Here is an 18,222-nt window from a genome sequence, read left to right on the forward strand (position 1 = left end):
CTAATCAATGGATGATGTTACACAGCAATTATCCGACGAACGCCTCATCGCGGCCACTCTGACTGGCAATGATGAGGCGTTTGCCCGTCTTGTTGCCCGGCACAAGGGTCGCATCTTCCGGCTTGCCTCACGGTTTGCGCGGGACAACGACGACCTGGAAGATATCTGCCAGGAGGTCTTTATCAAGGCCTATGAGAATCTGGGGAAGTTTCGCGGTCAGGAGGCTCCTTTTGAGCACTGGGTCACTAAAATTGCAGTTCATGCCGGCTACGATGCACTGCGCAGAAACCGGCATGGAAAACGCCACCAGACGTTGGATGACATGCCGTTTGAACTTAAAGACGATGCCGAAGCGGCACGCAGTGATGCACGACAGGCACGGCAGCTGCTGCATCAGGCAATGACTTTTCTTTCGCCTGATGAACGGCTGGTGATCACCCTGATGGAGTTGGAAGAAATGACCCTGCGGGAAACATCACAGCTGACAGGTTGGAGCGAGGCAAATGTGAAGGTGCGCGCATTCCGTGCGCGCCAGGCACTCAGGAAAATTCTGGAGAAACATGATGCGAAATGATGGTGATCAAAAACTGGATGCTCTTTTTGCCACGGCGCGACGTGAGCAGCCTGATACCTCGGCCCTTGAAGCGCATTTTGAAACCAGGCTGATGGCACGATTGTCAGAGCGCAGGACCAGAGTCCCCTGGCAATTGATGATCTGGCGAATGCTGCCGGCTTTTGCTGTTATTGCCCTGCTCATACTGATCTGCAGCTTTACCCTCAACCCGGCGAGATCCAGTGACCTGTTTGCGGCCATCACCGGGGGGCAGGAGGAGCAGATGGCAAGAAACTATCTGTTGGGAGAGTGAGATGAAAAACATGAAAGCGATCATCGGGATACTGCTTATTTTTGCCTTGGGGGCCGCCAGTGGCGCCATCGTGACGCATATGGTTCATCGTGCCAGGATGGAGTCATTCATAAAGGGGGGACCGGAGGCAAAGGAGGAAGTCATCGTCTCCAAGCTGACACGAAAGCTCGACCTTGACAGCAGGCAACAGGAGCAGGTCAGAGCGATCATCCATGAAAATCATCGTGCCATGCAGCAGATCAGGAAACAGTATCACCCTCAGATTCAGGCCATTCTCGAGCAGGGACAGGCACGCATCGCTACCATCCTGACTCCGGAACAGCGGGAAAAATTTCGGGTTATCATAGAAGAACGTAAAAAGCGCCATCGGCCGGAGGAACCCTGAACGGTTTTTGGTCGTTCTCACTTGCCACTCGGCCCCTGGTTGACACTCCCCCCACAATTCCGCTGATCCTCCCTTCGGAGCTGCTGGAACGATGGCCGGATATCGCTTCGAGCGAACGTCACATGTCTTCCGCCAACGCCCGTATCGGCATCGCGCGTGCTGCCTATGTGATTGAGGCATATATTGTTGATTTCGTATCCTTCGATACAAGGATTATCATTGAGCTTGACGGTGGATAGCACGCGGAAAACGGGGTAGTACGATGAACAAAGAGATGCTTGTCTGCGTAAAAACGGCTTTGTTGTGCAACGATTTTGGAACAATGAAGTATTTGAAAACATTGAAGGTGTTCTTGAACTCATCAGGCTGCATTGCCTGAAAGCGACTTCCCCACCCCCAGCCCCCTCCTTTAGGCCCTGTGGGTCCGCCAGGGGAGGGGGGCGATGATTACCGGGGAATTTGAAAAAGGTTCGGCCATTATCAGTTACTTTCGGAGGGAGAATTGAAGGTGTGCTTGCATATACTGGGTTGGTTCATCTTGACCTGCATGGTCTGCTGGGCTAGCCTGGCGATCTACTATTCCAACCTTCCGGCAGTGGTTCGCCCGATCGCTGCGGCCCTGTTCGCGATTGGGTCGTTCGGCGCTTTTTACTTTATCCGGGCGCATGTATTCGCGATCTCTGGTTTTGGTGCCATCTTCGTCGTCGTACTGCTCTGGTGGCTCAGCATCCCCCCCTCGAACAATCGGGACTGGCAGCCGGATGTGGCCCTGCTTCCATCCGCCACCATCGATGGCAACATGGTGACCATCCACAACATCCGCAATGTGGACTATCGAAGCGAAAGCGACTATACCGTGCGGCACTATGACGCAAGCTTTAATCTCGCCCAGCTGAGGAGTGTCGACAATTTCCTTGTCTACTGGGGGTCACCGCTCATAGCACATACCATGATGAGTTTTGGATTCGATGATGGACGCTATCTCTGTTTTTCCATCGAAACACGCAAATGCATTGGCCAGAAATACTCAGCAGTGAAGGGCTTTTTCAAACAGTATGAACTGACCTATGTGGTTGCCGATGAGCGGGATCTGGTCCGCTTGCGCACCAATTATCGCCATGAGGATGTCTATCTCTTCCGTCTCAATGCGTCCAAGGAGGTCATGCGGTCAACGCTCCTGGAGTATCTGCGGGTAGTGAATCGGCTGAGGGAACAGCCGGAATGGTACAACGCGCTCACCAACAACTGCACCCCCAACCTCCGCGGCCATACCGCACCCTATAATCCCAGGGGCAAATGGGACTGGAGGCTTGTTGCCAACGGCTATGTGGACAGGTTCATGTATGAAGAGGGGGTGCTTGACCGGAGCCTGCCGCTTTCTGATTTGAAGAAGCGTAGTTATATCAATGGAACGGCCAACGCAACTGGGGATGCTTCCGATTTTTCGAGGCGCATCAGGGCAGGAGTGCTTTAAAAGATTTTCGACCACAGCACGAGCAGGCTGCTCCCGGAGGCACCATTTCTGAGAAAGCCGTTATCGCGGGTATATTCCAGATAGAGTTGGGATTGCCATAAAAAGCCGCTGGTCAGGCCAACCGAAAAAGCGTCTCCCCTGGCTTCCGAAAATTTTTGCTGTGGGGAGGAAAAGATGTTGCGATTGGCCCACACAAAGGTTTCTCTCAGGTGGAGGTACAGAAAGAAGAACAGCTCTCTACGATACTCCAGGGTGCCGATTGCGTAATCGGATGCATAGAACTGGCTGAACACTGCCCCGGGGTAGGGGTGGCGGATGAGATCGACGTTTTCACTCGGGAAGGGGCCGCCCCCTATGCGAAAGGATGAAAAACGGTCCAGGTTGTGATCGGGGGTGAACCCGCCGTACACGCTGGCAAGCAGTCGGTTCCGTTCGGACAGTCCAGGTATTCCCATGGCACCGGAAAGATAGCCGGAAAATTTCACATAATCCCTGGTGCTTGCGCCTCGCAAATCGCCACCTCCGTAATTGGCATCCGACCAGGTATCCCGCCTTGTCAGTTCCAGATCCACACCCCCGGCCCAACCCGAGTGAGGAAGTTCCAGCAGGTTTCGACTGAAACTGTCGTAGCGTCCACGCAGCCTTAAGCCGTGTACCAGGGTGTCAGGAGGAAGTCGCACCTGCGGACCGGTATCCCTGGAGGTATTTGAGTAGAGATAGCCGGCATGGTAGAACGCCTGCAGCTTCAGATCGTTGTCCACATGATACGGGGCGACCGGTCTACGCCAGCCAGTACCGAGCCAGCCGGAGAAAGTTCCCCACCAGATCGAGCTCTCCTTGACTTCTTTACCATTGACGATTTCTGTCGTTGGAACCGGAAGAGTCTCGTTCTCCAGATGCCCGAGCAGTTCCAGTTCGCCAAAGCTTCGGGTCAGATCCAGTTCGTTTTGAAAAATCGATACCAGGGCGCGTACATTGTGTTTTTCCCAACGATGGCGCCAGTAGAGGGCACCGATCGGCAATACATCGGAGCCCCCCAGTTGAGGGGTGAAATACATGCCACCCAGGGTGATCACGGCAAAGACATTGTCACGATTGCGTTGTGGGACATGAATGGGATAACCTAAGAAAGTAGTGTTCAATTCATCACCGGCAAGGGGGGTGCGATATTCATCATGCGCACCATCCAAGGCTTGACCGGCGCGCTGCTCCACGGGCAGTGGCTCTTCGGCCCGGGCAGTGGCGAAAACAAACACACAAGCCAGAGTACATAAAATTTTAACGTGGTGCCTGAACATGCTGGCTCTCACTTCAAAGTTCCTCCACCTTCAAGGGGAGGGAAGAGTAATTAAAGTGCCTTATAAAAATATCATGCGTTGCTGCCGATTCAAGGATGGCAAGGTTAAATAAACTGTCGATTGCACAGCAGAAATATTTTTGTGATTTTTAAGAATACTGCTATACAAAGTGACATGGTAAAGAAACTGCACCCAACAAATAAGGGCAAGCTACCCCCCCCCCCCGGAAAAACCCTTGGCACCTGAACTGCTCCCTTTCCCAATTGTCGGCATCGGCGCTTCCGCCGGCGGACTGGAGGCGCTGGAGCAATTCCTGGCGAATGTGCCCCCCGGGAGCGGCATGGCCTTTGTCGTCATTCAGCACCTTGACCCGAATCATAAGGGTATCCTGCCCGAACTGCTCCAACGCGCCACCCCCATGCAGGTTCTCCAGATCAGGGACCGTATGCGAGTCAAGCCGGACTGCGTCTATGTAATTCCCCCCAACAAGGATTTATCCGTTTTGCACGGTGTGCTGCACCTGTTCGAGCCCGCGGCTCCCCGCGGCCTGCGCCTCCCCATCGATTACTTTCTCCGTTCGCTTGCCGATGACCGGCAGGAGCGAAGCATCGGTGTGATCCTTTCCGGCATGGGCTCGGACGGCACGATGGGCCTTCGGGCAATCAAGGAAAAGGGGGGGGTGGCGCTGGTGCAGGAACCTGCCACGGCCAAATTCGACAGTATGCCGAGGAGTGCCATTGGTGCAGGGTTGGCCGACCTGATAGCCCCGGCCCAGGATCTACCCACCAAGATCATCGACTATTTACGCTATGCCCGTGTGCTTGCCACAAGCGAATCACCTCTGGTGGAGAGGGACTACAACGCTCTGGAAAAAGTCCTGATTATTTTACGGACCAGGACCGGCCACGATTTTTCGATGTACAAGAAGAACACCGTGGACCGGCGGGTAGAGCGACGCATGGGCATTCACCAGATAAAACGTATCGGCTCCTATGTTCGTTTCTTGCAGGAGAACCCCCAGGAGGTGGAGATTCTCTTCAAGGAGCTTCTGATTGGCGTGACCAGCTTTTTTCGCGATCCGGCGGCCTGGGAACAGTTGCAGAACGTGGCCCTTCCGGCGCTCCTGGCAAACCTTGCGACCGGCGGTATACTGCGGGCCTGGTCGGTTGGCTGCTCAACCGGAGAGGAGGCGTATTCCCTGGCCATGATCTTCAAGGAGGCGCTGGAAAAGATCAAGCCCCCCGGTCATTTCACACTGCAGATCTTTGCCACCGATCTGGATAGCGACGCCATCAATAAAGCGCGCCAGGGTGTCTATCCCGAGAACATTGTCGCCGATGTGTCACCTGAGCGCCTGCAGCGGTTTTTCATCAAGGATCAGAACGAATACCGGGTGGGAAAAGAGATTCGCGAGATGGTCACTTTTGCCACCCAGAATGTCATCATGCATCCGCCGTTTACCAGGCTCGATATTCTCATCTGCCGTAACCTGTTGATCTATCTGACACCGGAACTGCAGAAAAAACTTCTGCCGCTTTTTAATTACAGCCTGAACCCGGGCGGTGTCCTTCTTCTAGGTACTTCGGAAACAGTGGGCTCTTTCGAACAGTTGTTCACTCCAATCAACAGCAAGATGCGACTCTATCGAAAACGCGAGTCCGTACTGCCCGCTGAGCCGGTTTCCTTTCCGGCCTCATTTGCCACCGGCCAAAAAGGGGCCCCCATGGAGTTGCCGATGTTGAAACCAGCAGTTAATCTTCAATCGCTTGCCGATCAGCTGCTGCTGCAGCATTTTTCTCCGCCTGCCGTGCTAACCAACGAAAAGGGGGATATTCTTTATATCAATGGTCGAACCGGCAAATATCTTGAGCCTGCGGCCGGCAAGGCCAACTGGAATATTTTCGCCATGGCACGAGAAGGGCTTCGTTTCGATCTGGGCAGCGCCTTTCAGAAGGCTCTTCGCCAAAAAGAGAGTGTCACCGTCAAAGGGCTCAAGGTCGGGGAGGGTGCCGGCAGTCAGACCGTCAACATCACAGTGCAGGCCATCGAAGAGCCGGAGGCGCTGCGGGGAATGGTGATGATCGTCTTTACCGACGTGGAAACTCCACCGGCGAAGAAAATGTCCGGCGCCCCCAAGAGCTCTTCTCCTTGCGGTGCCAGGGCTCTCGAACTGGAGCAGGAACTTCAGCAGGTCCGCGAGGAACTTCAGGCCACTCGCGAAGAGAAGCAGACTTCGCAGGAAGAATTGAAGAGCACCAACGAGGAGTTGCAGTCCACCAATGAAGAGCTGCAATCCACCAACGAGGAGCTGACCACCTCCAGGGAAGAGCTGCAGTCCCTCAACGAAGAACTGCAGACAATCAATGCCGAGCAGCAATCCAAGATGAACGAACTGTCGCGGGTTAATGACGACATGAGGAACCTGCTCAACAGTACGGAAATCATCACCGTGTTCCTGGATAACGAGCTCAAGGTGCGCAGGTACACTCCGGGGGCCGATAATATCTTCAAATTGATCCCGGGTGATGTGGGGCGACCGCTGTCCGACATCGTCAACAACCTCATTTATCCCGAGATGACCGAAACAGCCAGCGAAGTGCTGCGGACGCTGGTCTTTTCGGAGAGGCAGATATCGTCCGCTGACGGGTGCTGGTTCCTTGTGCGTATCATGCCTTACCGCACGATGGAAAACGTCATCGGCGGCGTGGTGATTACCTTTGCAAATATCACCGCGGCCAAGGTGTTGGAAGCGGAACTGCGCGAAGAAATCTCACACCTCAAAAGTCAGCTTTAAGCTGAAGCTCGCACGATCAACGACTAGAAATTTTCGAAAATCTATCAAGGCAGGAATACTATGCCAATCGACAAAGAGAAAACCTTACAAATGAATCGTGAAGAGCTGCGCCGCCGGGCCGAAGAGCGTGTGAATGCTAAAAGGGCTGGCTTGTCCCCATCCGAAGGAGAAGAGGCAACCAAGCGGCTCGTTCATGAACTTGAGGTGCATCATATTGAGCTGGAGATGCAGAATGAAGAGCTCCGCCAGGCCAGGGATGAGGTGGAAACCGCTTTGAAGCGGTATGCCGACCTCTATGATTTTGCCCCGGTCGGTTACTGTACCCTTGACCATGACTGGATCATTCATGAGGTGAACCTTACCGGGGCCTCCCTTTTGGGGAGCGATCGATCAGGGCTGGTAGGCCGTTCCTTTGAGCTTCGTGTTTCAAGGGAAGACCGCCAGGCTTTCTCTGCTTTTCTCGGCACTGCATTGGACAATAGGCAGAAAGCTTCCCTGGAAGTGCTGCTCGACAACAGTGATGGCCAATCCCGCTGGGTGCAAATCGAGGCCTTGTGGGATGAGCTCGGGCGGGAGTGCCGTTTGGGCATCATTGACATCACTGAGCGCAGGCGCGCCCAGGAGGAGCTCGAGGAGAAACGACGGGAACTCGAAGAGCTCAACAAGGATCTGGAAGCACGCATCGCCACGGCGGTGGATGATTTGCGCCAGAAGGACCAGGTGCTGATTCTGCAGGACCGCCAGGCTGTTATGGGCGAAATGATCGAGAACATCGCCCATCAGTGGCGTCAGCCGCTTAACACGCTGGGATTGGTTGTCCAACACCTGCCGCTTGCCCACGAGACGGGAAGCCTAAGCAAAGATTTCTTGGATGAAAACGTTGCAATGGCAATGAAGGTGATCCAGCAAATGTCACGGACCATCGATGACTTCAGGGGATTTTTCCGGTCTGACAAGAAGATGACTGTTTTTCATCTCAACGAGGCGATCTCGCATACACTTACTTTCGTAGATAAATCATTCGGAAATCACAAGATCGGTATTGCTTTTAACCCAGAAGGTGATCCTGTGATCAATGGCTACCCGAATGAATATGCGCAAGTTCTCCTGAATATCCTGATGAATGCCCGCGATGTCATACTTGAACGCCACCCGGTGGATGCCATGATTACGATTTATGCGTTTGCAGAAGGTGAAAGGTCGGTGGCGACTATCGGCGATAACGCCGGCGGCATTGCGGAGGAATTTATTGGAAAGCTGTTCGATCCGTACTTCACCACCAAGGGACCGGACAAGGGGACCGGAATCGGCCTGTATATGTCCAAAATTATAATCGAGAAAAACATGGGAGGACGACTGACGGTGCGCAATACCGATAGCGGCGCGGAATTCAGAATCGAAGTCTGAGAGGTTGTTGAAAAACAGCCATCTCGCCGCCGTCCTCGAAAGCCACCTTGTACGGCGTAGCGCTGCTGCACCTTTTTGAACAACCTGAGTAGCAATAAGTCTACATGTCCCTCGCTGTATCCCCCAAACCGCAAAATTCCCCTGAAATGTCGTTTCATACAACTTAATGCTATGAGCGGACTTTATGCAGTTACTTGCTATAATTTAGTGTCCAGCGTCCTTCTTGTGCCGGTCAGGTATCTGACTGCGAGAGGAGTCTGGCGAGCAATCGACACGGATAAAGTATTAAATATCGATAGAGGTCAACATTATGGGCAAGAAAGGGAATAAAGATCAAAAGGGTGTTGCCAGGAATCTGCCTGCGGCTAACAAACATGCAGGATCTCCCGATGTGGATGCCAGTCAGCGCAAACAGGCCGCCGATCTGCGACAGGGTACTGCAGGCCTGCGCCAGGAAGCAGCATCGTTGCGGCAAGATACGGCAGTACAGCGCAATGCCACTGCCGATCAACGCGAAAAAATTGCTGATCTTCGCCAGAATACCGCCGACAAGCGTGAAGAAATTGCTGATCTGCGTGAAGGTACTGCAGACCTGCGCCAGGATACCGCTGATCTGCGCCAGGATGCTGCTGATCAGCGTGAAGAGAGAGCCAGAGTAAAAGCTATAAACAGTGAGCACGCCAATGCCAGGATACGAGAGGCTAACGAACGCCTCATCCTCGCTACAATTCGTGCCCAGACGATGACAGCGGCTGCCGAACTGGCCACCGCGCAGATGTCGTATATGGCTGAACACGATTTTCTGACCGGCTTGCCGAACCGGTCTTTGTTGACCGATCGCCTCTCCCAGTCAATAGCGCTGGCCCAACGTCATCAAAAGAAGGTCGCTTTGATGTTTCTCGATCTTGACCACTTCAAGCACATTAATGATTCCCTCGGACATGCGGTCGGTGACCAGTTGTTGCAGTCAGTTGCAAAGCGTCTGCAAGCAAGCGTACGTCTTTCCGATACGGTCAGTCGTCAGGGAGGAGATGAGTTTGTGGTGCTGCTTTCGGAAATTGACGGGGTGCAGGACGCCGTACTTTCCGCGGATAAATTGCTGGACGCGATGGTTGAGCCACACTACATCCTTGGCCACCAACTCCGCGTTAACGTCAGTATCGGTATCAGTATCTATCCCGATGACGGCATGGATGTGGAGACGGTGATGAGAAATGCCGATACTGCGATGTATCAGGCCAAGAATAGCGGTCGTAACACCTTTCAGGTTTTTCTTCCTGAAATGAATATTCGCGCAGTAGAGCGACAATCCATTGAGCAGGCGCTGCACCGGGCGCTGGAGCAGCACAAGTTCTTGTTGCATTACCAGCCAAAAGTTAATCTTGATACCGGTGCAATTACCGGCGCAGAAGCTCTTATCCGCATGCAGGAAACTGACGACCAGCTCGTCTATCCTATGAACTTCATCACGATTGCCGAGGAGAGCGGTCTGATTCTGCCGATAGGGAGATGGGCACTGCGTGAAGCGTGTCGTCAAGCAAAAGCCTGGTTGGAAGCGGGTCTTGACATCGGACAGATTGCGGTCAATGTTTCCTCCAGGGAATTCCATAGCAAGGATTTTTTGGAAGGTCTTATTGCTATTCTCAATGAAACCGGTCTGGATCCGGGGCACCTGGAACTGGAAATGACCGAAAGTGGATTGATGCAGGATACGGAGCCGACAACGGTGCTCTTGCACGCGCTCAAGAAGCTGGGCGTTCATATCGCCATTGATGACTTCGGGACCGGTTATTCCAGCCTCAGCTATCTGATGCGCTTCCCGATTGACACGCTTAAGATTGATCGTTCCTTTGTGCGTGACCTGGATGATGACGATACCGGCTTTTCCGGCGAAGCCATCGTCAGCGCGGTTATTGCCATGGGCTCGAGCCTCAAGCAGCGTGTCGTGGCCGAGGGGATTGAAACGCAGCACCAGCTGGCATTTTTGCAATCCCATCACTGTGTGGAAGGACAGGGCTTTTACTTCAGCCGGCCTGTTCCTGCCGACGAATTTGCCGCCTTACTGGCAGCCAGGGGAGCACACTAACAGTCGAAGCAATTTGCACTATGGAATGAGTGTGTCACGCCGGAGCCAGGTTCTCAACTTTTACTTCGACCCAGATCCCGTTATGCTCATTTGATAAAGTTTTACCTGTCCTGAGTGTAATGGAGCGTTATGGGAATTGAAGGAAGGGAAATATTTGCGCTTTCGTTGCCATATCGGTCACTCTTATCTGCCTGAAAGTTTGTTGGCAGACCAGACCAGAGCGGTGACGACGGCACTTTATTCGGCTATGCGGACACTTGAGGAAAAAATCGCTTCATTGCGCCGGATAGCACAGGAAATAAAAGAAAAGCTGCCTAAAGAGAATCAGAGGTATGAACAACAGGTCAGTGAGCTGATAGAGCAGAAGATTATAATCCAACAACTGATCCGGAATTTATAAAGAAAAAAACATCCTGTGGCCACTCCAGAAGAACATCGATTGACAATTAATTAAAATTAAATTAATCTTTGCCGGCTTTGCCAGGAACTGGAGTTTACAGGAGGAAACCATGCCCGGCGTTGATGACACGCAAGAAGTTGTGAACGAAGAAGAAGCCCAGACCGACCAAACGCAGTCAGAGAATGATTCCATTCCCTTTGTGGTGGGAACCGGCGCTTCGGCAGGCGGAATTGAGGCTTTCTGTGCGCTTCTGGAGGCTCTTCCCTCTGATACCGGCATGGCCTTTATTCAACTACATCTACGATCTTGGAAACGGCCAGTGGAATATCCCCGAGTTTCGTCGGCTTCTCGAAGAAATCCTCCCACGGGAGATATCCTTCAGCGATTATAAAATTGAGCACGATTTTCCCAGGCTGGGCAAGCGGCGAATGCTGCTGAATGCACGCAAGCTTCAAGAAGAGGGGGGGGACGGCAAGATCCTCCTGGTATTTGAAGAAATAGAATACAGGCAGGGCATCGGAATGGCTAAAGACAGCAAACAGCTTGAAATGGAAATTTCTCTTGAAAAGCAGATTTCCCAAAATCGGAACCTGAACACCAGGCTTCTTGAACGTGAAGCTGTTATTGATCTTCTTACGTCCGAATTGCGTAATACCCAGCATCTTCTGGAGGAGTCCCGCGAAAGTTATGGCGACCTGTATGATTTTGCTCCTGTCGGATATATCACCATTAACCATGACGGGATTATTGAGGAAACTAACGCTACTTTTGTGGGAATGATGGGCATTGATCAGCGAACGGTGCTCCGATCTCCTTTCGGCGTTTTTCTCGCTTCAAAGGAAGACCTGGATCTTTTTCTTGAGCACATGAGCCGTTGCCGCAAGGAAGGGACCAAAATCAACACTGAACTGAAGTTGAAGCACCGCACCGGCGCCGTACTGGATGTACAGCTTTCAAGTGTTCCCTCTGCAGATTACCCTAAACGTGCCGTTGTGTATCGGACCGGTGTGATAGACATAACTGACCGGAAGCAGGCTGAACGGGCCCGTGAGGAGAGCAGGCGGCAGCTGCAGCTGATTATTGACGCGGCACCTGTTCCAATCGGGTACCTTGATCGGGATCAGCGCTTCGTGTTTGTGAATGCCGAGTACCTGCACAAATTCTCGCTGCAGCAGCAGGAAGTACTTGGCCATACCTTTACCGAGGTACACCGCACGGCTGCTGAAGTACTGTTTGGCGACAGGTTTGAAAAGGGAATCGCAGGTGTGGCGAGCGAGTTTGAAGGTGAGGTTACGTGTCACCGGTCGGGTGATGAATTTTTCCTGCGGGTAAACATAGCCCCTGATTGCGACCCCGGCAGTGCTCCATGCGGCATTATTATTGTTGCCACCGATCTGACCTACCAGAGAAGGCTTCTGCAAGAGGCTCAGAATGCAAAACAGTCGGCTGAAAACGCCAGCAATGCTAAAAGCCAGTTTCTTTCAAACATGAGTCATGAGCTCCGCACCCCAATGAATGGCATACTGGGTACACTTCAACTGGTGCTCGAAGGGTATGCGGAACCTCTCCAAAGCAGACAGCGCGAGCTCCTGACAAAATCCTATGACGCCGGAAAGTCGTTGCTGCGGATTTTGAACGATCTGCTGGACATGTCCAGGATTGAAGCGGGAACCTTGTCTATTGAGCAGGAAAGCATGTGTATCCGGCAATGCGCTCAGGAGGGGGTCGAGCTCTTTGCCGATAAAGCCCAGAAGAAAGGCATCAACCTCACCTGTTCCATTGCTGATGAGGTTCCTCTACAGGTATGGGGAGATTATGTCCGTTTGCAGCAGGTTCTCATCAACCTGATCGACAATGCTCTCAAATTTACTGAGCAGGGTTCGGTGATGCTTGAGATTTCGGCCGGTCCGGGATCTGATGACAGGAGTGTGGAAATCTTCTTCAGGATATCCGATACCGGCATCGGTATTTCCCCCGACAAAAAAGACCTGCTCTTCAAACCGCTGAGCCAGCTTGACGAGTCTCACACCCGCCGTTACGGCGGCATTGGCAGCGGTCTTCCTATCAGCGAAAATATCATCCGCATGATGGGTGGAGCTATAGACATCGAGAGCAGCGTGGGGTCCGGCAGTTCGTTTTCCTTCTCGATTCCTTTCCGGGTGGAAGCTGTTACTCAAGAGCCGGCACCTTTGCAAGCTGAAGAAGTGCCTGTTGCTGCCCCTGTTAATCATTACGGGAAAGTGCGGATACTTGTGGCAGAGGATGACGTTCTGGCAGGGGAGATTCTGGGGAAGGTTCTTGAAATAGAAGGTTTTGAATGGGATGTCGCCCACGACGGCCAGGAGGCTATCTCGAAATGGGAAAACAACGACTATGGCCTGATTATCATGGATGTGCAGATGCCGAAAATGGATGGCCTTACAGCGACCAGCATCATTCGTGAAAAGGAAAACGCTGTCGGCAAACATACGCCCATTGTGGCTATTACGGCTTATGCCAACAAGGAAGATGAAGATTACTGTCTAAAGATCGGGATGGATGCTTTTCTTCCGAAACCGCTGGATTTGAAGAAAGGTTTGCAGGTGATTACCTGTCTTGTCCAAAGAGGTGAACAGATGACAGATTGTTCAGCTTTTCAACACAATTCATAATTATTCCTTGTTTCTTTCCAACTCAAGTCTCGCCATTATTTCTGCAATGTCTTTATTCAGTTCAAGAATTTTATCCCGATAAAAAACAAGTTGTGCCTTATCCTTCATCTGGAGTTCATCACCCTCGTCAAAATGAGCAATGACTCTGTTCAAAGCTGATATTTCTGGCTCTTCCGGATCGCACATATGCTGTCTCTTGTAATTTTTTATTAATTTGTTTTTTAACATTCACGTTATTATATGTCAATTTCTTAATTGATATTTTCAGTGAAAAGACCAAGTCATGAAGCGGGAAAGGTAGTATTTACGGGGTTTTGTGGGAAGATTTATTTTCGAGTTACGTGATTTAGCGCAAGGGCTGAGCATTATTGTTCTGGATTTTTTTCTAATTAGATTAAATGCTTACATAAAAAAAACAGACAAATTCTGAGCATAGCCTTTAAAATCGAGTGGTAACCTTTGTTAAACGGATTTTTATCCCAACTACAAAGGAGAAGGCATATGCAAAAAAGTAGCATACGAGGTATTGCTGCCGGATTTGTGGCAGTTGGTCTTCTGTTTATCGGTTCTGAATCGTGGACCCAATCAGGTGCGTCAAAGCCGGGTAAAACAAAGACTGCACCACATGATGCTGTACTGGACGCCCAGACTCCACAGGAAGTGCAGATAAAGCGGCCCGAACAGCGCAAGACAGAGCGGGATAAATCCGATGTTTTCACGGCTGTAAAGGCAGATCCGTCTTCTACCGCATTCAAGGACCAGCCTGAAGAAGGAAAGCTTAACGGTTTCGAATTTTATCGTGATCCCTTGAACGCCAAGAAACCGATGATGACCTTTGAAGAGGTGTACGAGGCAGATGTGGCTGCCAAACCTGTTGTGATGGAGAAACAGCAGAAACTGCTGGAAATGAGATACGACCTGACCCCGAAGCTGGACAAGGAGTCAACCATGAGTCGCGGGAAACCGTTGCCTGTGGGGCCGACTGCGCGACTTCCCGAAGGCACTACCTGGGATAGTCTGAGTTCCATGAAGGCAGAGGAAATCCGCAGGAATAATCAGTTCCCTTATCCACCGCTGCCTCATCCCAAGCAGGTGGCCGGCGGCCAGGTGTTTCCGAAGATGCAGATAGAGATGTTTCCGCGATTGGAGCGGTTCGACGTTGATTTCGATCTGCCCGAGGCCTTCCTGCCGGAATTTCCTCCCGCTATTTTTCTTCAGAACCGACCGGAACTCGGTGATGTTTCGCGGGGCGAAGTCGTGTCCATCAACAATTTCCACCGTCTGTTCAAGGACCTGCTTACGCCGGTACAGCTCGATGGTCTGCGCTTGCTGCTGACTCCGCTTCCCCAGGAAGAATTCAATCTAACCGATGATCGCAAGACTGCACAGCCCACCCTGGGAGTTGCGTGTATGGATTGTCACGTCAACGGTCACACCACCGGTCAGTTCCATCTCAGTCCGGATATTCGTCCCCAGGAGCGCCGCTTCAGGCTGGATACCACCAGTCTGAGGGGTATGTTCAATCAGCAGATCCATGCTTCCAAACGAAGCCTTCGCTCTGTTGAAGATTTTACCGAGTTTGAGCAGCGTACCGCCTATTTCAACGGGGACCCGATCCATGCCATGAAGAAAGGCATCGTGGAGATTCCGCGTCTGCTGGTGCCGCACATGGCCCAGATGCAGAACATGTTCGATGTTCCCCCAGCGCCAAAACTTGCGGTTGGAGGGCGTCTTGATCCCGAAAAGGCGACCCCGATAGAATTGGCCGGGGAAAAAGTGTTTTTTGAAAAGGGAAAATGCGCTTCCTGCCATATTCCTCCGTTTTATATGGATCAGCAGATGCACGATCTGAAGCTTGAGCGTTTCACGCGGGAACCGGGTGATGGTCCGATGAAAACCTTCACTCTGCGCGGCATCAAGGACAGCCCCCCCTACATGCACGATGGCCGCTGTCTCACTCTTGAGGATACGGTGGAGTTCTTCAATCTCGTACTTAACCTGAAACTGACCGGAGAGGAAAAAACAAGCCTGGTTGCTTTCATGCGGGCACTGTAGATCCGTAACGTCTGCGCGCTGGAACACTCGGAATGCCGAAGTTGACCGTGGTTTTTGCATTTGCCTTAAAGTTCCCCTCCCTTGCGGGAGGGGAGGCTGAATGCAAAGACCAAACCGATAACACTGTGCAAGCGCGAAGGCGTCACGGATTCAGGTAAACATACAAAGGGGGTAGCATGAAGATAGGAATAGTTGGCTGCGGTTTTGTCGGAGCCACTGCGGCATATGCCATGGTCATGCGCGGTGTTGGGAGAAAAATTGTCATGGTGGACCTTAACCGGGACAGAGCGCGGGCCGAGGCTGCCGATATCTCCCACGCCGTCCCCTTTGCCCATGCCCTTGAAGTCACTGCCGGGGAGTATGAGGATCTCAATGGAGCTTCACTGGTGGTGATAGCCGCCGGAGTCGGTCAGAAGCCAGGGGAGTCGCGACTTCAATTGCTGGAGAGAAATGCCGCGGTATTCAGATCAGTGATACCTGCTGTACTGAAACATGCAGGGGAGGCTGTGCTGCTGGTGGCTACCAATCCCGTGGATATCATGACTCACCTGGCGGCCGCACTGGCGCGGGATTTCAGGATTCCAAGATCCCGTATCATCGGTACCGGTACAACTCTGGATACTGCCCGCTTCCGCAGTCTGCTCAGCAATGCGCTCGGAATAGATCCCCGGCATGTGCATGCCCACGTAGTTGGAGAACATGGGGATTCTGAGGTTCTTGGATGGTCACTGGTCACGGTTGGTGGGATGCCGCTTGAAACATTTGCAAAAAGGCGATCTTTGCCGCTTCATCCTGACCAGATAGCATCCATCGATCATCAGGTCAGACATGCCGCCTATAAGATAATTGCCGGAAAGCAGGCAACTTACTATGGTATTGGCAGTGCGATCGCTAATGTGGCTGACGTTATCCTGAATGATCGGCGTTCGATACTAACGCTTTGCACGCCACTGGTGGATTGCGAGGGGGTAGGGAACGTGACCCTTTCATTGCCACATCTGATAGGGGGCAGCGGGATTCTGGAGACCTTTCCGCCTACTCTGGATGAGAGGGAACGGAGGGCGCTGCGTGAGAGCGCCCAGATTGTACGGAATTCCATAGAAAGTATCGGCATGCACGGTTGATAAAAGAAGGGAAGGGGAGTGGTGAAACCTTGTGACAGGATGTTCAGATCGGCAGCTCTGGGTTCTTAATCTTCCAGCGGCAGCCGACCTGTCCTCCTGATGTAATCCAGTTGTTCAATTTTTCTGACGATTGCTTCATTACAGAAGGTCCAGATGCGATAGCTTTCGACCCCGAGAATGGTCATTCCGGAGCCTAAAACCGCCCAATAGTTGTCATCTAGTCCCTTGGCAAAATGGTAGAAGAGGAAGAAACCGGTGAGATAGCCGACATGGCTGAAACTGCTTTTGTGCTCGATACCTCCCATCATGCGAGACAGGCTGAGCATGATGGCGGAAAAGGTGTACAGCAACAGCGCGATGCTGATCATCTGGGCAGATGGAGGAGTTCCCAGGACCGCAATGACCTTTTCAGGAGAAGGTAGCTGAGTGAACCCTTGCCAGGCGATCATAGCGATCAGCAGAAAAAGGGCAAGCGCATAGATACCACGATTGGACCTTTTCCTCAGGGCGGCTATCTCGGTTTCCAACCGTATGCTGGCCGCTTCTGTTCCGCTTGTTTCCTGATAAAAAGCTGATGCCTGCTGGCTGATGTCGTTGTTTTTCATGAATGATCCATCTCTGGCATTGCCTTTGATTTACCGGTGGGGCTATTGGGGCCGGTTGGCGCCGTTGCGGATCGAGTCCAATTCCTGTTTTGACTTGCGCAGTCTTTGACAGAGGTTGTAATACGATTTGGCAATCCTGTCGAGCTCAAGCGGGAAGTGGCCGGGGGGCGGGCACACATCGTCTTCATGGTCCGCCTGTACCGCCATTTCATTAAGTTTCTGTACCGGCATGAAGACGCTTCGCCGCAGCAGTGCTGTGACACCCCCAACGGTCAACACGAGAATCATCAGAGTGAAAATAATCATTTCAGTGCGGATGGATGAGAGAGTAGCAAGCATCAGATCCTGGGAAAGACCGATATCAAGTGTCCCCAGTACTTTCTGGGTTGGCGGATGTACATGGCAGGCAGCATTGGAGCACTGCGGCTCATTGTAAATGGGGGCCGTTATTGCCAGCACTTCAGTCCCCGCCCTGTTCTTAAAGGTTCGCGACTGGTCCATCTTACCCAATGTCAGCGAAGGAGTCGCGCCGGCATGGCAGTTGATGCATCCTTGCTCTTTCTTGTCGACCTGGCGGTTAAGCTCTTCGGGATGATTGGAAAAGTTGACGATGCCCTTCTTGTTGAAGATCCTGATATGTTCTACACCTTTTTGCTCGCCGATATTGTTGATGATTGTGGTGAGGGTCTGGCGCTCGGACTTGAGCATGGCATCATGTGCTGATTTGAGAATGATATCGGCGAGATTGGTGGCGTGGGCAACAGCATCGTTTCTGACAACATTCTTGATGGCCGTGTACAACAGCAGGAAGCAAACCACGACAAAACCGGTAACTGCCAATCCAACGGGCACGAGCGCCCTTCCCGCAAGGGTTCTGAACATTTTGCCTCTCCCTCTCTGCAGATCATTTACGCCAATTCAACACATTAGGAATTAAGAACACGAAGAGCTGCGGGAAAGAATCCGCCTCTCTTCGTGATTTGCATGTACCAAATCAGGTTTTCACTTTGCTTTATGACACGTGGCGCAGTTTTGCTTCACCGTAAAGGCCTGCTTTCCATCATGACACGCACCGCA

Annotated in this window: 18 protein-coding genes; 13 read left to right on the forward strand and 5 right to left on the reverse strand. The window is 52.1% G+C overall.

All coding sequences use genetic code 11. From position 1 onward, the window contains the following. Positions 1-7 precede the first annotated feature (7 nt). From KJB30_RS16885 to KJB30_RS16910, 6 genes are all read left to right on the forward strand, one after another. Positions 8-574, forward strand: a complete 567-nt coding sequence (locus tag KJB30_RS16885; protein ID WP_214301534.1) for an RNA polymerase sigma factor — start codon at positions 8-10, stop codon at positions 572-574. Beyond that, a complete protein-coding gene (locus KJB30_RS16890) occupies positions 561-866 on the forward strand; it encodes a hypothetical protein (protein ID WP_214301536.1) in 306 nt (101 codons plus the stop codon). Before KJB30_RS16885 ends, KJB30_RS16890 begins: the two co-directional genes overlap by 14 nt. Before the next feature lies 1 nt (position 867). After that, the gene (locus KJB30_RS16895) at positions 868-1,251 is read left to right on the forward strand and encodes a hypothetical protein (protein ID WP_214301543.1); all 384 of its coding nucleotides are present in this window, start codon (positions 868-870) and stop codon (positions 1,249-1,251) included. A 122-nt stretch (positions 1,252-1,373) separates the two neighbouring features. Then, complete coding sequence (locus tag KJB30_RS16900) at positions 1,374-1,490, forward strand: DUF559 domain-containing protein (RefSeq protein ID WP_214301545.1); 117 nt, start codon at positions 1,374-1,376, stop codon at positions 1,488-1,490. A 64-nt stretch (positions 1,491-1,554) separates the two neighbouring features. Then, on the forward strand, positions 1,555-1,698 hold the full coding sequence (locus tag KJB30_RS18560; protein WP_367619008.1) for a putative endonuclease domain-containing protein: 144 nt from the start codon (positions 1,555-1,557) through the stop codon (positions 1,696-1,698). A gap of 61 nt (positions 1,699-1,759) precedes the next feature. After that, positions 1,760-2,725 carry an Lnb N-terminal periplasmic domain-containing protein gene (locus KJB30_RS16910; RefSeq protein WP_214301546.1) on the forward strand — a complete coding sequence of 322 codons (966 nt, stop codon included), beginning with the start codon at positions 1,760-1,762 and terminating at the stop codon, positions 2,723-2,725. Here KJB30_RS16910 and KJB30_RS16915 read toward each other — a convergent pair. Next, entirely contained in the window at positions 2,722-4,035 is a 1,314-nt protein-coding gene (locus tag KJB30_RS16915) for a BamA/TamA family outer membrane protein (RefSeq protein WP_214301547.1), read from the reverse strand. The two genes, KJB30_RS16910 and KJB30_RS16915, sit on opposite strands and share 4 nt — an antisense overlap. A gap of 223 nt (positions 4,036-4,258) precedes the next feature. Between KJB30_RS16915 and KJB30_RS16920 the strand changes: the two genes are divergently transcribed. The 5 genes from KJB30_RS16920 to KJB30_RS16940 all read left to right on the forward strand — a co-directional run bounded on the left by KJB30_RS16920 (position 4,259) and on the right by KJB30_RS16940 (position 13,361). Then, positions 4,259-6,817: a chemotaxis protein CheB gene (locus KJB30_RS16920; RefSeq protein ID WP_246545768.1), complete on the forward strand. Its 2,559-nt coding sequence runs from the start codon at positions 4,259-4,261 to the stop codon at positions 6,815-6,817. Between the two features lie 60 nt (positions 6,818-6,877). Further along, positions 6,878-8,224: a sensor histidine kinase gene (locus tag KJB30_RS16925; RefSeq protein WP_214301548.1), complete on the forward strand. Its 1,347-nt coding sequence runs from the start codon at positions 6,878-6,880 to the stop codon at positions 8,222-8,224. Between the two features lie 310 nt (positions 8,225-8,534). Continuing rightward, a complete protein-coding gene (locus KJB30_RS16930; protein WP_214301549.1) occupies positions 8,535-10,310 on the forward strand; it encodes a putative bifunctional diguanylate cyclase/phosphodiesterase in 1,776 nt (591 codons plus the stop codon). 136 nt (positions 10,311-10,446) lie between these two features. After that, a complete protein-coding gene (locus tag KJB30_RS16935; protein WP_214301550.1) occupies positions 10,447-10,710 on the forward strand; it encodes a hypothetical protein in 264 nt (87 codons plus the stop codon). A gap of 182 nt (positions 10,711-10,892) precedes the next feature. Beyond that, a complete protein-coding gene (locus KJB30_RS16940; protein ID WP_214301555.1) occupies positions 10,893-13,361 on the forward strand; it encodes a PAS domain-containing hybrid sensor histidine kinase/response regulator in 2,469 nt (822 codons plus the stop codon). Here KJB30_RS16940 and KJB30_RS16945 read toward each other — a convergent pair whose 3' ends face one another. Continuing rightward, entirely contained in the window at positions 13,362-13,547 is a 186-nt protein-coding gene (locus KJB30_RS16945) for a hypothetical protein (protein ID WP_214301557.1), read from the reverse strand. A gap of 315 nt (positions 13,548-13,862) precedes the next feature. On the opposite strand from KJB30_RS16945, the gene KJB30_RS16950 reads away from it, so the two are divergent. Continuing rightward, entirely contained in the window at positions 13,863-15,416 is a 1,554-nt protein-coding gene (locus KJB30_RS16950) for a cytochrome B6 (protein ID WP_214301559.1), read from the forward strand. Between the two features lie 176 nt (positions 15,417-15,592). Then, positions 15,593-16,540: an L-lactate dehydrogenase gene (locus tag KJB30_RS16955; RefSeq protein ID WP_214301560.1), complete on the forward strand. Its 948-nt coding sequence runs from the start codon at positions 15,593-15,595 to the stop codon at positions 16,538-16,540. Between the two features lie 65 nt (positions 16,541-16,605). Here the strand turns inward: KJB30_RS16955 and KJB30_RS16960 are convergent, their stop codons facing one another. The 3 genes from KJB30_RS16960 to KJB30_RS18565 form a co-directional block, all read right to left on the reverse strand. After that, on the reverse strand, positions 16,606-17,145 hold the full coding sequence (locus KJB30_RS16960; protein WP_214301561.1) for a menaquinol oxidoreductase: 540 nt from the start codon (positions 17,143-17,145) through the stop codon (positions 16,606-16,608). A 42-nt stretch (positions 17,146-17,187) separates the two neighbouring features. Then, entirely contained in the window at positions 17,188-18,027 is an 840-nt protein-coding gene (locus tag KJB30_RS16965; protein WP_214301562.1) for a cytochrome C, read from the reverse strand. A gap of 120 nt (positions 18,028-18,147) precedes the next feature. Further along, on the reverse strand, positions 18,148-18,222 hold a 75-nt coding region (locus KJB30_RS18565; RefSeq protein ID WP_367619012.1), incomplete at its 5' end, for a cytochrome c3 family protein.

Source organism: Pelotalea chapellei (assembly GCF_018531195.1).
GTDB lineage: Bacteria > Desulfobacterota > Desulfuromonadia > Geobacterales > Pseudopelobacteraceae > Pelotalea > Pelotalea chapellei.

Bases quoted from the DNA above. Each gene is read 5' to 3' on its own strand.
- KJB30_RS16885 (WP_214301534.1), top strand. From the start codon at position 8: ATGGATGATGTTACACAGCAATTATCCGACGAACGCCTCATCGCGGCC.
- KJB30_RS16890 (WP_214301536.1), top strand. From the start codon at position 561: ATGATGCGAAATGATGGTGATCAAAAACTGGATGCTCTTTTTGCCACG.
- KJB30_RS16895 (WP_214301543.1), top strand. From the start codon at position 868: ATGAAAAACATGAAAGCGATCATCGGGATACTGCTTATTTTTGCCTTG.
- KJB30_RS16900 (WP_214301545.1), top strand. From the start codon at position 1,374: ATGTCTTCCGCCAACGCCCGTATCGGCATCGCGCGTGCTGCCTATGTG.
- KJB30_RS16925 (WP_214301548.1), top strand. From the start codon at position 6,878: ATGCCAATCGACAAAGAGAAAACCTTACAAATGAATCGTGAAGAGCTG.
- KJB30_RS16930 (WP_214301549.1), top strand. From the start codon at position 8,535: ATGGGCAAGAAAGGGAATAAAGATCAAAAGGGTGTTGCCAGGAATCTG.
- KJB30_RS16940 (WP_214301555.1), top strand. From the start codon at position 10,893: ATGATTCCATTCCCTTTGTGGTGGGAACCGGCGCTTCGGCAGGCGGAA.
- KJB30_RS16945 (WP_214301557.1), bottom strand. From the start codon at position 13,547: ATGTGCGATCCGGAAGAGCCAGAAATATCAGCTTTGAACAGAGTCATT.
- KJB30_RS16950 (WP_214301559.1), top strand. From the start codon at position 13,863: ATGCAAAAAAGTAGCATACGAGGTATTGCTGCCGGATTTGTGGCAGTT.
- KJB30_RS16955 (WP_214301560.1), top strand. From the start codon at position 15,593: ATGAAGATAGGAATAGTTGGCTGCGGTTTTGTCGGAGCCACTGCGGCA.
- KJB30_RS16960 (WP_214301561.1), bottom strand. From the start codon at position 17,145: ATGAAAAACAACGACATCAGCCAGCAGGCATCAGCTTTTTATCAGGAA.
- KJB30_RS16965 (WP_214301562.1), bottom strand. From the start codon at position 18,027: ATGTTCAGAACCCTTGCGGGAAGGGCGCTCGTGCCCGTTGGATTGGCA.